13 protein-coding genes are annotated in these 12,801 nt (G+C 65.8%); 7 read left to right on the top strand and 6 right to left on the bottom strand.

From position 1 onward, the window contains the following. Positions 1-23 precede the first annotated feature (23 nt). Both MNAB215_RS06215 and MNAB215_RS06220 read left to right on the top strand, forming a co-directional pair. Positions 24-1,205, top strand: a complete 1,182-nt coding sequence (locus MNAB215_RS06215) for a cupin domain-containing protein (protein WP_077077920.1) — start codon at positions 24-26, stop codon at positions 1,203-1,205. Continuing rightward, positions 1,198-2,172 (top strand): sulfotransferase family protein, encoded by a 975-nt coding sequence (locus tag MNAB215_RS06220; protein WP_077077921.1) that lies wholly within the window; start codon positions 1,198-1,200, stop codon positions 2,170-2,172. The genes MNAB215_RS06215 and MNAB215_RS06220 overlap by 8 nt, the downstream gene beginning before the upstream one ends. On the opposite strand, the gene MNAB215_RS06225 is transcribed toward MNAB215_RS06220, so the two are convergent. The 3 genes from MNAB215_RS06225 to MNAB215_RS06235 form a co-directional block, all read right to left on the bottom strand. Beyond that, on the bottom strand, positions 2,136-2,411 hold the full coding sequence (locus MNAB215_RS06225) for a type B 50S ribosomal protein L31 (RefSeq protein ID WP_077077922.1): 276 nt from the start codon (positions 2,409-2,411) through the stop codon (positions 2,136-2,138). The genes MNAB215_RS06220 and MNAB215_RS06225 overlap by 37 nt on opposite strands. After that, a complete protein-coding gene (locus tag MNAB215_RS06230) occupies positions 2,401-4,089 on the bottom strand; it encodes a PPE family protein (protein WP_077077923.1) in 1,689 nt (562 codons plus the stop codon). The genes MNAB215_RS06225 and MNAB215_RS06230 overlap by 11 nt, the downstream gene beginning before the upstream one ends. A gap of 100 nt (positions 4,090-4,189) precedes the next feature. Beyond that, positions 4,190-5,101, bottom strand: coding sequence for an oxygenase MpaB family protein (locus MNAB215_RS06235; RefSeq protein WP_077077924.1), 912 nt, complete (start codon positions 5,099-5,101; stop codon positions 4,190-4,192). An 81-nt stretch (positions 5,102-5,182) separates the two neighbouring features. Between MNAB215_RS06235 and MNAB215_RS06240 the strand changes: the two genes are divergently transcribed. After that, positions 5,183-5,887, top strand: coding sequence for a TetR/AcrR family transcriptional regulator (locus MNAB215_RS06240; RefSeq protein ID WP_077077925.1), 705 nt, complete (start codon positions 5,183-5,185; stop codon positions 5,885-5,887). Here the strand turns inward: MNAB215_RS06240 and MNAB215_RS06245 are convergent. Together MNAB215_RS06245 and MNAB215_RS06250 are read right to left on the bottom strand one after the other, a co-directional pair. Continuing rightward, positions 5,820-6,368: a hypothetical protein gene (locus tag MNAB215_RS06245; RefSeq protein ID WP_077077926.1), complete on the bottom strand. Its 549-nt coding sequence runs from the start codon at positions 6,366-6,368 to the stop codon at positions 5,820-5,822. The two genes, MNAB215_RS06240 and MNAB215_RS06245, sit on opposite strands and share 68 nt — an antisense overlap. A 34-nt stretch (positions 6,369-6,402) precedes the next feature. Next, positions 6,403-6,984, bottom strand: a complete 582-nt coding sequence (locus MNAB215_RS06250) for a VOC family protein (RefSeq protein ID WP_077077927.1) — start codon at positions 6,982-6,984, stop codon at positions 6,403-6,405. Positions 6,985-7,087: 103 nt separating this feature from the next. On the opposite strand from MNAB215_RS06250, the gene MNAB215_RS06255 reads away from it, so the two are divergent. The 4 genes from MNAB215_RS06255 to MNAB215_RS06270 are packed head-to-tail and all read left to right on the top strand — an operon-like array spanning position 7,088 to position 12,073. After that, on the top strand, positions 7,088-7,726 hold the full coding sequence (locus MNAB215_RS06255; RefSeq protein WP_245830202.1) for a TetR/AcrR family transcriptional regulator: 639 nt from the start codon (positions 7,088-7,090) through the stop codon (positions 7,724-7,726). Between the two features lie 5 nt (positions 7,727-7,731). After that, positions 7,732-8,865, top strand: coding sequence for an alpha/beta hydrolase (locus MNAB215_RS06260; protein WP_108637541.1), 1,134 nt, complete (start codon positions 7,732-7,734; stop codon positions 8,863-8,865). A gap of 7 nt (positions 8,866-8,872) precedes the next feature. After that, positions 8,873-9,820, top strand: a complete 948-nt coding sequence (locus tag MNAB215_RS06265) for a 2-hydroxyacid dehydrogenase (RefSeq protein WP_077077931.1) — start codon at positions 8,873-8,875, stop codon at positions 9,818-9,820. A gap of 54 nt (positions 9,821-9,874) precedes the next feature. Then, a complete protein-coding gene (locus tag MNAB215_RS06270) occupies positions 9,875-12,073 on the top strand; it encodes an acyl-CoA dehydrogenase family protein (RefSeq protein WP_077077932.1) in 2,199 nt (732 codons plus the stop codon). 129 nt (positions 12,074-12,202) lie between these two features. On the opposite strand, the gene MNAB215_RS29930 is transcribed toward MNAB215_RS06270, so the two are convergent. Then, positions 12,203-12,580, bottom strand: coding sequence for a hypothetical protein (locus tag MNAB215_RS29930; protein ID WP_108637542.1), 378 nt, complete (start codon positions 12,578-12,580; stop codon positions 12,203-12,205). Between the last annotated feature and the right edge of the window lie 221 nt (positions 12,581-12,801).

Here is a 12,801-nt window from a genome sequence, read left to right on the forward strand (position 1 = left end):
CGACGAGGTTTGGGAGGTCGACCATCGAGCCATCGCTAGCCGGGTTGCTTCAACCCCTCACGGTGCAAACATTTCTCGACGAGATATGGGGAGTGACGCAGTACCACATCAAACGTAGCTGCGAGGGCTACTTCGATAGCCTCTTGGAAGGATCGTCGGCGGTGGAAGAACTGCTGGAGCGGTATCGCCGCTACCCTTCGGCGCTGCGCCTGGTACGGCAACAGGACAAAAAAAGGGGCGACAGCTACCAGCTGGGCGACGGCAGTCTCGATCTCCTCCACATCCGTAACGACTTTGCGGACGGCTACACGATCGTCTGTGAAGGCGTCGAGCAGTATGTACGCCCAATTGCTTTGCTGTCCCAGTCGATCGAGGTCGAGCTGAACTTTCCGATACAGGTCAATGCCTACATCACGCCGCCCGAGTCACAAGGGCTCGTCCCGCACTACGACGCCCACGACGTTTTGATCTTGCAGATCCGGGGATCGAAAACCTGGCATATCTATGACGGTGTCGATTTACTGCCCCGCGAGATGCGGCCCGAGAAGAACAAAGCGATCGCTCCGGACAGCCTTCCCCCACCGAGCGACCTACGCCTCGAAGCCGGCGACGTGCTCTATCTGCCACGTGGCCGAATTCATGAGGCAGAGACCCACTCCGAGTCTTCCGTCCACCTGACCGTCGGAATTCACGCGCCGACCCTGATGATGCTTGCGATCGGGACGTTGTATTCGCAGAGCTTTCAGGATGACCGCTGGAACGCCCTTCTGCCGTCACGGCATCTCGATGACGCCGACGTCCGCACAACTGTGGGCGCTCTGATGCGTGAGGCGGCCCAAACACTCGAGGACCCGAATGCGCTCGCGGGAGGCCTCGACACACTGGCGGACGTGCTAGTCCGCCGTGGTAAATGCCCACCAATCGGCCCGATTTCACACAGCGCCGATGTCGACGGGCAAACTCTCGTGCAGAAGTACCAGCCGCTCTATTCGCGAGTGAAATCCGTCGACGGCGGCGTCTCCCTGCAATTCGCAACCCTGTCGGTGGGCGCCGGCCTCGACCATGAAACCGCGATGAAGTTCATCTCGAAAAGCACTGAGCCGTTTCGGGTTTGCGACCTACCCGACCTGAGCACCCAGCAGCAGATCGAGCTGGTCCGATCGTTGATTGTGAGCGGATTCCTAATCCGGCTTACCGATGACTGATTCGCACGCCGGTCTGGCGCGCTGGACACCGGTCAGGCTGGAGTTCTCCGGGCCCGCTCCGGTCGTCTACTGGGCCGATCTGTCGTCGGAGCGCTTCGTCGATCCATTCTTCGACCAGACCATCGCTCGTTGGGCGGCCGGCCCGCATGCCCGTCCGGTCGTACGCACTGGGCTCGAGGCGCTCGACGTTCTCGACGGCGAGCCCTCACTCGAACCGGCGGGCATGATCTTTCACCTCTCTCGGTGCGGCTCGACGCTGGTGTCGCGGCTCCTGGGCACGCTCCCCGGCGTCGTGGTCGTCTCCGAGCCTTCTCCGCTGAATACGCTGCTCGGCCTCGGCCCCGGCCAGATCGAGGACGCGACGCTGGTGCGGCTGGTGCGACTCGTCGTGCGGGCGCTCGGCCGCCGTCGGCACGGCGACGAACAACGGTTGGTGCTCAAGTGCACGAGCTGGAATATCCGCCGCCGAGCGATTCTGGCTGCCGCGTTTCCGGAAACGCCGTGGATCTGGGTTCAGCGCGAACCAGCGCGCGTGCTGGCCTCACTCCTCGCGATGCCACCGGGCTGGTTGCGACTACAGGCCACGCCGCAGCACGCCGCACAGCGTTTCGGTCTTGACCCGGTGACGATCCCGGCGATGACGCGTCCGGAGTTCGCGGCCAGCGTGCTTGCCGCGATGCTGGACGCCGCCGCAACCGACCCGTCGGGGCGGTTGTGCGTCGACTACAGTGAGCTTCCCGATGCGATATGGCAAAGCGCGGCATCGCATTTCGGCATCGAGGCCAATGATGCGGCAATCGAGCGCATGAGGTTCGAGTCTCGTTTTTACGCCAAGAGTCTGATCCGCCAGCCCTTTTCGGGCGATAGCCCCCAGCTTCGCCCGTTGACCGACGACATGCGGGAGGCCGCTCGGCGCTTCGTGGAACCGGGCTATCGGGCGCTGGCCGGCGATTGCCGGTTGCCGTAGCGGCGGTGGAATTTCTCCACCTGCCCCGCGGTGTCGACGATGCGGCGACCCCCGGTCCAAAACGGGTGTGAATCCGAGGTGACCTCAACAACGACGAGTGGGTAAGTATGCGCTCCGTCCGGCGATTGCCACTCGACGGTCCGCGAACTTGTGATCGTCGATCGAGTCAGGAACGTCGCACCGGTAGTGGCGTCCTGGAAGACCACAGGGTGGTAATCGGGGTGAATGTCAGGTTTCATTCGCAGCCTCTCGATCTCCGTCGGAACCCCAGCTGCCCGGCAGCATCGGCATCCTCGGGCCGCTGCCAAACTCGTCGGAGGTCAGTGTCGTCAAACCCGTTGCCTTCGTGTCTATTTCGCTGCGTGCCGTGCCGGCAAAGCCCAGATTCCCGGCCCCGCGGTCCGAAGCCGTCGTTGAGACGAGGGACTCCTCGCCAGCTGGCGCGCCCCAGTCCGGATCGACGTCGACGTTCATATCCATGTACTCATCGCCGTAGCCGCGTTGGCGTGCCCGCCGGCGACGTCGGGCTCGTGCCGCCTCGCCCGCCGTAGCGGCTGCGGCCGCCGCGGCGCTATCGGGTTCGGGCGCTTTCCTTTTCGCGCTCGAACTAGCACTGCTACTCATCCCCGAGCCAAGCCCGAGGCCGGGCCCGATGGCGTACGGAGGGGCGAAACCCGGCCCGGCCGGCGTCGCCGCCGGCGGTGGCGGCGCCGGGCTGGCCGCCGGACTCGTCGCGGGCGCCGGTGACGGCGCGGAGGTAGGCGCCGGGGCCGGCGCGGCCATCGGAGTCGAGCCCAGAGCCGGGATGATGGGCGGCGCGATGGGCGGCGCAATGGGGGCGGGTACCGGTAGGACCGGGGGTGCAGGTATTGCGGCCAGCCCGGCCAACCCCGCGAGCGCGCCTCCCGCCGCGAATGGGGCCACCCCTGCGGCGATCGCGGGCGACAGCAACTCCGGCAAGAAAGGAAGTTCTTCGATTATGTGGAGCGGCCAGTCGAACAAAATGAGGCTACCCAGGTACTGGAAGGCCACGATCGGATTTTGCAGCAAGTAGTGGAAAAACTGCTGAAAATCCTCAAGTTTTTCGAGCCCTCGCACGACCCAAAAAATCAGTGTGAGTGGGTTCGTATATTGGTCGTAGGTGAAGCCATTGACGGTGCCCATGGCGGGGTTCCAATTGATCCCGAAGGTGTGCAGGAAACTCGCGATGAGTTGGTCGAGCGGTGTATCAACCGTAGGGTCGTGGGCGAGCAGTTCATTTCCGATACCGAGCTGGTTCAAGAGGTCGCGGAGCCATTGCGGAAGTCCCAGCGGGTTGTCGCCGGAGATGTCGGTGGGGGGCTGGTTAGGGGGGCTGTCACCGCTTTCCGCGTCATCGACCTTCACGATCGTCGGCGCGGGGTCAGCCTGCGGGGTCGCGGCGACCGCCGCGGTGGACACCGCGTCATAGGTACCCATGGTGGTGGCGGCCTGAACCCACATCCGCGCGTAGTCGGCTTCGTTCACCGCGATCGGAATGGTGTTGATCCCAAAGAAATTCGTCGCCAGCAGCGCCCCATGCACGACGTGGTTGGCGGCCAGCTCGGGCAGCGTGGGCATGGCCGCCAGCGCGGCGGTGTAGGCGGCGGCCGTCGTCTCCAGCTGGGTGGCCGTGGCCGCGCTGTCGGCGCTGGCCTTTATCAGCCACGCCAGATACGGCACATGAGCGGCCACGTACGACTCCGCACTCGGCCCCTCCCAAGCCCCGGCCTGGACCTCGGCCAACACGACGCTGAGTTGTTCTGCCGTTGAAGCGTATTCGGCGCTCAACGAGTTCCATGCCCCCGCGGCAGCCAACAACGACCCCGGCCCCGGGCCGGCACTCAGCAACGTCGAGTGCACCTCCGGGGGTGAGGCCATCCAAATGGGCGCCGTCATCGCAGAACTCCTCGGGCTGGGAGAGGAACCAGACCGAACAGAGCTTAATGAATATGATTGTCATTATCAACACGTGCGCGCGCGGCGCCCCTGCCAGGCGCTAGACCAACGGCCGTCCCGTCCTGATTCGGCGGTCGACGTCCCACAGCAGCACGTTGAACGGAAACTGCCGGACGAACCGCGGCATCAGCCGGTTGACGGTGCGCAAGACATCCATCAGCCGATCGAATCGCCGTTGCTTGGCCGCGTCCCAGGGCAACCGCATCTCATCGCGAAACCGTTGCGGCAGAAAGCCTGTGGTGATCAGCAGGTTGAAGTCGTCCAAGAGACGCTGCAACCGACGAGGCAGTGTCACCCCGCGCACTCGGCCCGCGGCGATCGGATACAGGTAGTCGCGTACGGCATCGTCGATGTGCACCTGCGCCAGCGACTGTTGCCAGTACCGGTCGAAGGCCCCCCGATCCGCGGGCCACATCTCGGACGGAACCTGCAGCGTCGTGGCCAGCGTCATGCCTTCGCGATAACTCCGTTCGGCGTCCTCGGCGTCCAACTCGCCGATGAAGATGCGGTGGATGTCGACCCCGCCCTTGTAGAGGCACGCCCCCACCCACAGTTGCAGGTCCAGGTCAAAGGCGTTGTACTGCACCGGGCTTTCCGCAGTGGAGTACACCTGCGCGTGCGCGCGGTTCACGGCGCGTCGGAAGGCGTCTTTCTGCGCGTCGCTGCCGGCGGTGGCGACCGCAAGGTAGGTGAACGTGGTGCGCGCCCGTTTGATCGGGTGCAGGTCGATCCGTCCGCTCTCGACGCGACTCTCCATGACGCCATACCCGACACCGGGGCGCGCCAGCTGCATGATCACGTTGGCCGGGCCGGCCAGGAGCGCCACGCCCATCAAACCTTCGTCGCTGCCCAGGGCGCGACCGCGCTGCCTGCCCGACTGCCTTCGCGGCGGATCGGCGATCGGGCGCTCGACGTGCGGGATCGGCGGCTCGACCGTCTCACGAATTGCCATCCCACGACCTCCTGGGCCCTCGCGGTTAATGTGATAACGCCTGTTTCCTGATATTGCCCTCGGCCCGGCTTCGGTGTCAAGATGGTGCTCATGTCCGAGACCGCAAGCGAGCGCCCGTACCGCGGCGTCAAAGCGGCCAAGCGGGTAGCCGAGCGCCGCGGCAGGCTGCTGGCCGCGGGCCTGGACGTGCTGGGAACCGGCACGCAGGGCACGCCGGCGCTGACGGTTCGCGCCGCCTGCCGGCAGGCCGGACTCACCCCGCGCTACTTTTACGAAAGCTTCAGCGACAAAGACGAATTCGTGAGTGCTGTCTTCGACTGGGTGGTGGCCGGTGTGGCCGCCACCACCCAGGCCGCGGTGGCGGCGGTGCCGGCGCGCGAACAAGCACGCGCCGCGATGGCCAACATCGTGCAGACCATCGCGGCAGACGCCCGCATCGGACGCCTGCTGTTCAGCACCCAACTCGCCGATGCCGTGATCGTGCGCAAGCGCGCGGAATCAACCGCCCTGTTCGCCGTGCTGACCGGCCAGCAGGCCGGCGACACGCTGCGGATTCCGGCAAACGATCGCATGAAGGCCGGTGCGCACTTCGTGGTCGGCGGTGTGGGACAGACGCTGAGCGCTTGGCTGGCCGCCGACGTACGACTGGAGCCCGACCAGCTGGTCGATCAGCTGGCGGCACTGATCGACAAACTCGCCAATCCAAACCTGTTCGGCCTCAAGGAAACAGCGGCAGGTGCCAGAGCCGCATCTTCGGGTCCAGCAGCCAAAGGCGCATCATGGTGAGCCGCATGATCCGCTGCGCCCCGGTGATCATGAAGATCGCCAACGGCACTTCGATGCCCAGCGCCGTGAACACCGACAGCCAAATGTCGTTGGGCCCCGCGGTCATCAGGTCGAACCACGCATCACAGATCAGCAGCACCCCGGCGGTGAAGGCCGCAAACATCAGCACCTGGCGGCGAAAATAACCGAACACGGCGGTTGCCAGCATGAACGTCACCAACAGGATGTCGAAACCCACCCAGGTAAGCGTCCAGTTGTGGGCGACGTAACTGTCCGGCAGCGTCAGGGCCAGATACACCAGCCAGGGAATCATCGCGATCGAACAAAGGACCATGAGTCCCAGTCGGATACGCCGTATCCGGGCCAACAGCATCGGATCGATCAGTTCGCTCAGCGGTTGCTCTAGCCGGGTGACCAGATCCCGCCGCTCCTCGGGCGTCAGCGCTGCGATCTGTTCATCGGTCAAAATGCCCTCGGTCATCGTGGCGTCCCCCGGTTCGGCACGGTCTTACCGTTCAGCGTACGACGGCCGCCCGCGACCTCCGGTCCGACGCTGTCTTCGGCACAGCCTTCGTGTCACCCTCGGCGAATTCCTTTACCCAGCAAGCAAATTCGAGGGTTACCCCGTCGGGATCCTGGAAGTAGAACGAGCGCACGTACACGCCGGGATGCACCGTCGCCGACACCTGCCTCTCGCTCTCGTCGTGGTTGAGCACCGGGCCCACCCGTACGCCTTTGTCTTTGAGCCGCTGGCGGTAGGCGTCGAACTTCTCGGCCGGAACATGAAAGGCCAAGTGGTTCATGGTGCTAACCGCGCTGGTGATGTCGCCGATGCCGGGGATCGCGCCCGGCGACGAGATACCCGGCACCCGGTCGGGCGCATCGGCAAACCAGAAGAACGCGACGCAGTCGCCGTTGCCGGCGTCGAAGAAGAAGTGTTGCCCCGCTCCATCCGGCAGATCAAGAGACTTGATCAGCGGCATGCCGAGGATGTCGCGGTAGAACTCCACGGTGCGCCGCATGTCGGAACACACCAGCGCAACATGATTGATCCCGCCGAGCTCGAACTCGGTGTTGGTGTAGTCCGGCCTGATCATGATGCGGCTCCCATCGTTCCCCGGGCCTCGGCCTAGCCAAGATCCGAATCTGAATCTAACATCAGGTTCAGTTTTGTCCAGGGGAGGTTTGCAGCAGGTGTCGATCGCGGCGGAATCCAATAGCCGGCCCCCCCGGCCAACCGAATTCCCGACCCATCGCGGCAGGCGGACACAGGCCGCCATCGACACAGCCGCTCGAACGGTCATCGCGCGCAAGGGAATCCTGGCGACGACCATTGCCGACATCGCCACGGAGGCGGGCCGCTCGGCGGCATCCTTCTACAACTACTACGACTCCAAGGAAGCAATGGTCCGGCAGTGGGCCCTGCGTTTCCGGGACGAGGCCAACGAGCGCGCACTTCCGGTGACCCGGCATGGCCTGTCCCACCGCGACCGCGCGCACCAGGCCGCCACCGCGCACTGGCATACCTACCGCAACCGGCTCGCGGAGATCATCAGCGTGTCTCAGCTGGCGATGGTCAACGACGACTTCGCGCAGTATTGGGCCGAAATCTGCGCGATACCGATCTCATTCATCGCCGAGACGGTGAGGCGCGCTCAGGCCGATGGCCATTGCGCCGACGACGACCCCCGGCTGATCGCCGAGGCCATCGTGGCGATGTTCAACCAGTTCTGTTACATCCAGCTCAGCGGGGCGCGTTCCGGCGAACCCGACGACGAGGCCTGCATCCAAACCCTCGCCAACATCTACTACCGCGCTATCTACTCTCCAGGGGGATAACTGAATTGGCCGGTCGAGGGGGTTCCGCCGGGGTGATCCGCGAGTTCGTCGGGCTGCCGTCGCGCACGGCCGGGCGCGCAGCCGCGGGTGGGCATCCATGCCAGGGGCTGTACCACCGCGGAGTGGGACGCAAGCCGAAGGTGGCGGTGATCGCCACGCACTATCAAATCGATTTCTCCGAGCACTATCTCGCCGATTACCTGGCCATCCGCGGCATCGGATTCCTGGGCTGGAACACCAGGTTCCGCGGTTTCGAGTCCAATTTTCTGCTCGACCACGCACTGGTCGACATCGGTGTCGGGGTGCGCTGGCTGCGTGACGTTCAAGGCGTTGATGCCGTTGTGCTACTGGGTAATTCGGGCGGCGGCTCGTTGATGGCCGCCTATCAGTCGCAGGCCGTGGAACCGAACGTGACGCCGCTCGATGGGATGCGGCCGGCCGCCGGGCTGACGGAGTTGATTCCCGCCGACGGGTACCTGGCCACCGCGGCGCACCCCGGGCGCCCCGAGGTGCTGACCGCATGGATGGACGCCGCCGTCGTCGATGAGAACGATCCCGTTGCCACCGATCCCAGCCTCGATCTGTTCAACGACGCCAACGGCCCGCCGTACCCACCAGAGTTCCTCGACCGCTACCGCGCGGCGCAGGTCGCCCGCAACCACGCCATCACCGACTGGGTGGAGGACGAGCTCAAACGTGTTCGTGCTGCCGGCTTTTCGGACCGCCCGTTCACCGTGATGCGGACCTGGGCGGACCCGCGGATGGTGGACCCGAACATCGAGCCGAGCAAGCGACCGGCCAATCAGTGCTACGCGGGCGTGCCGGTCAAGGCGAACCGCTCCGCGCACGGCATCGCCGCGGCCTGCACGCTGCGGAACTGGCTGAACATGTGGAGCCTGCGGGTGGCGCAGACCCGGGCCGAGCCGCATCTGGGCCGGATCACCTGTCCCGCTCTGGTGATCAACGCCGAGGCCGATAGCGGAGTCTTCCCGTCCGACGCCCAGCGCATCTATGACGCACTCGCCGGCGCCGACAAGGCGCAGGTCTCGATCGACACCGACCACTACTTCACCACCCCGGGCGCGCGCACCGAGCAAGCCGATACCATCGCCAAATGGATCAGCAAGCGCTGGCGCTGAAGGTCTCGTGAGAGTCCTAGCCCACTTCGTTGCCGGCGATAAGGCGCTGGATCTGCTTGCTGCCGAGGCGGATTGGATCGATATCCGGTGGTGTGCCGAGGACGACGACACGACTTTCTACCGCGAGTTGCCCGAGGCCGAGGTGATCTGGCACGTGCTGCGGCCGCTGTCGGGCGACGACTTGCGACGCGGGACGAGGCTGCGGCTGGTGCAAAAACTGGGTGCCGGGGTGAACACCATCGACGTCGCGACCGCGACGGAGTGCGGCATCGCGGTCGCCAATATGCCCGGCGCCAATGCGCCGGCGGTGGCCGAAGGCACGGTGCTGCTCATGCTCGCCGCAATGCGTCGGCTACTGGCACTGGACGGCGCCACCCGTCAAGGACGCGGCTGGCCGGCGAATCCCGAACTCGGCGAGAAGGTACGCAACATCGGCAGCTGCACCGTCGGCCTGGTCGGCTACGGCAACATCGCCAGACGGGTGGACGACATCGTTGCGGCAATGGGCGCCACCGTCCTGCACAACAGCACCCACGACGACGGGACGCCGGGCTGGCGCGCGCTGCCCGAATTGCTGGCAGCCAGCGACATCGTTTCGCTGCACCTGCCGTTGACGACCGACACCCATCATCTGCTCAGCCGGGACGGGATAGCGCGGATGAAACCCGGTGCGGTACTGGTCAACACCTCACGCGGCGCCATCGCCGACGAGGGCGCGCTCGTCGATGCGCTGCGCGGCGGACAGCTGGCCGCCGCCGGACTGGACGTTTTCGAGCTCGAGCCGGTCGCCCCCGACAATCCGCTGCTCGGCCTGGACAACGTGGTGGTGACGCCGCACATCAGCGGACTGACCGCCGACAGCATGCGGAGTTACCTGACTGAAGCCGTGGCCAACTGCCGACGGCTGCGCGATGGGCAGCCACTGGCCAATGTGGTTAACCAACCGACCGGTTAGTTACATTGAGGGGGCTTGGCCGAAACGGGCCCCGCAAGCATGGGAAGGCGACCAATGCCGATCGCGATCAATCCTGAGCATCAAGACCTGGCCGACTCGGTGCGGTCTCTGGTGGCGCGAGTCGCGCCGTCGGAGGTGCTGCACGCGGCCATGGAAACGCCGCTTGAGAACCCGCCAGCGTACTGGCAAGCGGCCGCCGAGCAGGGCCTGCCGGGTGTGCATCTGGCCGAAGATGTCGGCGGGCAGGGATTCGGCATCCTCGAGCTGGCTATCGTGCTCGCCGAGTTCGGCTACGGCGCGGTGCCCGGGCCGTTCGTGCCGTCGGCGATCGCCAGCGCGCTGATCTCTGCGCACGACCCAAACGCGAAAGTGCTCGCCGACCTGGCGTCGGGGGCGGCCGTCGCCGCCTACGCGCTGAATTCTGGGTTGACCGCCACCAAGCAGGGCGAGGCGTTGGTGATCCGCGGTGAGGTCCGTGCGGTGCCCGCAGCGGCGCAGGCGTCGCTGCTGGTGCTTCCGGTGGCGATCGAGAGCCGCGACGAGTGGGTGGTGCTGCGCGCCGACGACCTCGAGATCGAACCAGTCAAAAGCCTGGACCCCCTGCGCCCGATCGCACACGTGCGGGCCAACGCGGTCGAGGTCGGCGACGCCGCCGTGTTGAGCACCTTGACCATGGCCACCGCGTACGCGCTGATTTCCACACTGCTGTCCGCCGAGGCGATCGGCGTGGCACGCTGGGCGACCGACACCGCGTCGCAATACGCCAAGATCCGCGAACAGTTCGGCAGGCCGATCGGCCAATTCCAGGCCATCAAGCACAAGTGTGCGGAGATGATCGCGGACACCGAGCGGGCTACCGCCGCGGTGTGGGATGCCGCCCGCGCGATTGATGAAGCGCGCCAACATAATTGGGACATCACCGCACCGGCGGTCGAGTTCGCCGCCGCGGTGGCGGCGACGCTGGCACCCGCGGCCGCCCAGCGCTGCACGCAGGACTGCATCCAGGTGCACGGCGGCATCGGCTACACGTGGGAGCACGACACGAATGTCTACTACCGCCGGGCGCTGATGCTGGCCGCCTGCTTCGGGCGCCGCTCGGAGTACCCGCAGAAGGTCGTGGACACCGCGACCACCACCGGCATGCGTGCGGTGGATATCGACCTGGACCCGGAGACCGAGAAGCTGCGGGCCGAGATCCGGGCCGAGGTGGCCGCGTTCAAAGAGATGGACCGCCAAGCGCGCACGGTCGCGCTCGCCGAGGGCGGCTGGGTGCTCCCCTACCTGCCCGCGCCGTGGGGCCGGGCGTCCGGCCCGGTCGAGCAGGTCCTCATCGCCCAGGAGTTCAGCACCGGGCGGGTCAAGCGGCCGCAGGTGGGTATCGCGGCGTGGATCATCCCGTCGATCGTCGCGTTCGGCACCGAGGAGCAGAAACAACGGTTCCTGCCGCCCACCTTCCGCGGCGAGATGATCTGGTGCCAGCTGTTCTCCGAGCCGGGTGCGGGATCGGACCTGGCCGGGCTGACCACCAAGGCAACCCGCGTCGACGGTGGCTGGCGCATCACCGGCCAGAAGATCTGGACCACCGCTGCACAGTTCTCCCAGTGGGGAGCGCTGCTGGCCCGCACGGATCCGTCGGCGCCGAAACACAACGGCATCACGTATTTCCTGCTGGACATGAAGAGCGAGGGAGTCGACGTCAAGCCGCTGCGCGAGCTCACCGGCAACGCAATGTTCAACACCGTCTACATCGACGACGTGTTCGTACCCGACGAGTGCGTGCTGGGCGAGGTCAACCGCGGCTGGGAGGTCAGCCGCAACACCCTGACGGCCGAGCGTGTGTCGATCGGCAGCAGCGACGCGAATTTCCTGGCGACGCTGCCCCAGTTCGTCGAGTTCGTTCGCGACGGACACTTCGACCAGGTCGCTCAGCACCGGGCCGGGCAGTTGATCGCTGAAGGTCATGCGGCCAAGGTGCTGAATCTGCGCTCGACGCTGTTGACGCTGGCCGGCGGCGACGCCATGCCGTCGGCGGCTATCTCCAAACTGCTGTCGATGCGGACCGGCCAGGGCTACGCGGAATTCGCCGTGTCCTCCTTCGGCACCGACGCCGCGATCGGCGATCCCCATCAGCCGGCGGGCATGTGGGGCGAGTACCTGCTGGCCAGCAGGGCCACCACTATCTATGGGGGCACGTCGGAGGTCCAGCTCAACATCATCGCCGAGCGGCTGCTGGGTCTGCCCCGCGACCCGTAAACAGTCCCCTAAACAGATCCATGCCGACCCGGCGGTTGCCAGGTCGGCATGAATCCCCCCTCCGCGTGGGGCGGCCAACTGGTGACTCAGGCAGGGAGGATGGCCGCTACCCACGCAGGCTTAAAGGCTTCAGAACCACGGGCCAAATCCACGGTGGCCCCAGCCACCGAAGCCGTGACCCCAGCCACCGTTGCCCCAACTACCGCGGCCCCAGCCGCCGTGACCCCAACCGCCGTGGCCCCAGCCGCCGCCGCCGCGGCCCCAGCCGCCGCCGCCGCGGCCGAAGCCGCCGTGGCCGAAACCACCGCCGTGGCCGAAACCACGTCCACCCCAGGTCGGGATGTCAGCGGGGCCGTGCGGGCCGACTTCAGCGAAGCTTGTGCCGGTAGTGGGCGCTGGGGCGGCTTGAGCGGTGGCCATGCCGCCGAACAGCATCGCGCCGGCTACCGCTGCGGCGCCGACTGTGCCAGCCGCCGCCCCGCGGATCGATCGCAGTGAGATTGTCATCAGGAGCTCCTTCCGAGACCTTGGTACTGACAGATCAGGACGCTACTCATAAATAGCTAGGCAAACAATAGCAATATCGATATTCGATGCTGTGAATTTGTTGGCAACAATTGCGGCCACATATTTCCGGACTTCCGGAAGTAAAAATGGCTACGCGAACCATTAAATACGTCACTACGGACTTGAGTAGATACTGAGATCAGTACGTACGGAAGTCGATA

Source organism: Mycobacterium numidiamassiliense, from assembly GCF_900157365.1.
In the GTDB taxonomy this organism is placed as follows: Bacteria; Actinomycetota; Actinomycetes; order Mycobacteriales; family Mycobacteriaceae; genus Mycobacterium; species Mycobacterium numidiamassiliense.

Excerpts from the sequence above, each read along its gene's own strand:
- MNAB215_RS06220 (WP_077077921.1), top strand. The coding sequence starts at position 1,198 with ATGACTGATTCGCACGCCGGTCTGGCGCGCTGGACACCGGTCAGGCTG.
- MNAB215_RS06225 (WP_077077922.1), bottom strand. The coding sequence starts at position 2,411 with ATGAAACCTGACATTCACCCCGATTACCACCCTGTGGTCTTCCAGGAC.
- MNAB215_RS06230 (WP_077077923.1), bottom strand. The coding sequence starts at position 4,089 with ATGACGGCGCCCATTTGGATGGCCTCACCCCCGGAGGTGCACTCGACG.
- MNAB215_RS06235 (WP_077077924.1), bottom strand. The coding sequence starts at position 5,101 with ATGGCAATTCGTGAGACGGTCGAGCCGCCGATCCCGCACGTCGAGCGC.
- MNAB215_RS06240 (WP_077077925.1), top strand. The coding sequence starts at position 5,183 with ATGGTGCTCATGTCCGAGACCGCAAGCGAGCGCCCGTACCGCGGCGTC.
- MNAB215_RS06245 (WP_077077926.1), bottom strand. The coding sequence starts at position 6,368 with ATGACCGAGGGCATTTTGACCGATGAACAGATCGCAGCGCTGACGCCC.
- MNAB215_RS06250 (WP_077077927.1), bottom strand. The coding sequence starts at position 6,984 with ATGATCAGGCCGGACTACACCAACACCGAGTTCGAGCTCGGCGGGATC.
- MNAB215_RS06270 (WP_077077932.1), top strand. The coding sequence starts at position 9,875 with ATGCCGATCGCGATCAATCCTGAGCATCAAGACCTGGCCGACTCGGTG.
- MNAB215_RS29930 (WP_108637542.1), bottom strand. The coding sequence starts at position 12,580 with ATGACAATCTCACTGCGATCGATCCGCGGGGCGGCGGCTGGCACAGTC.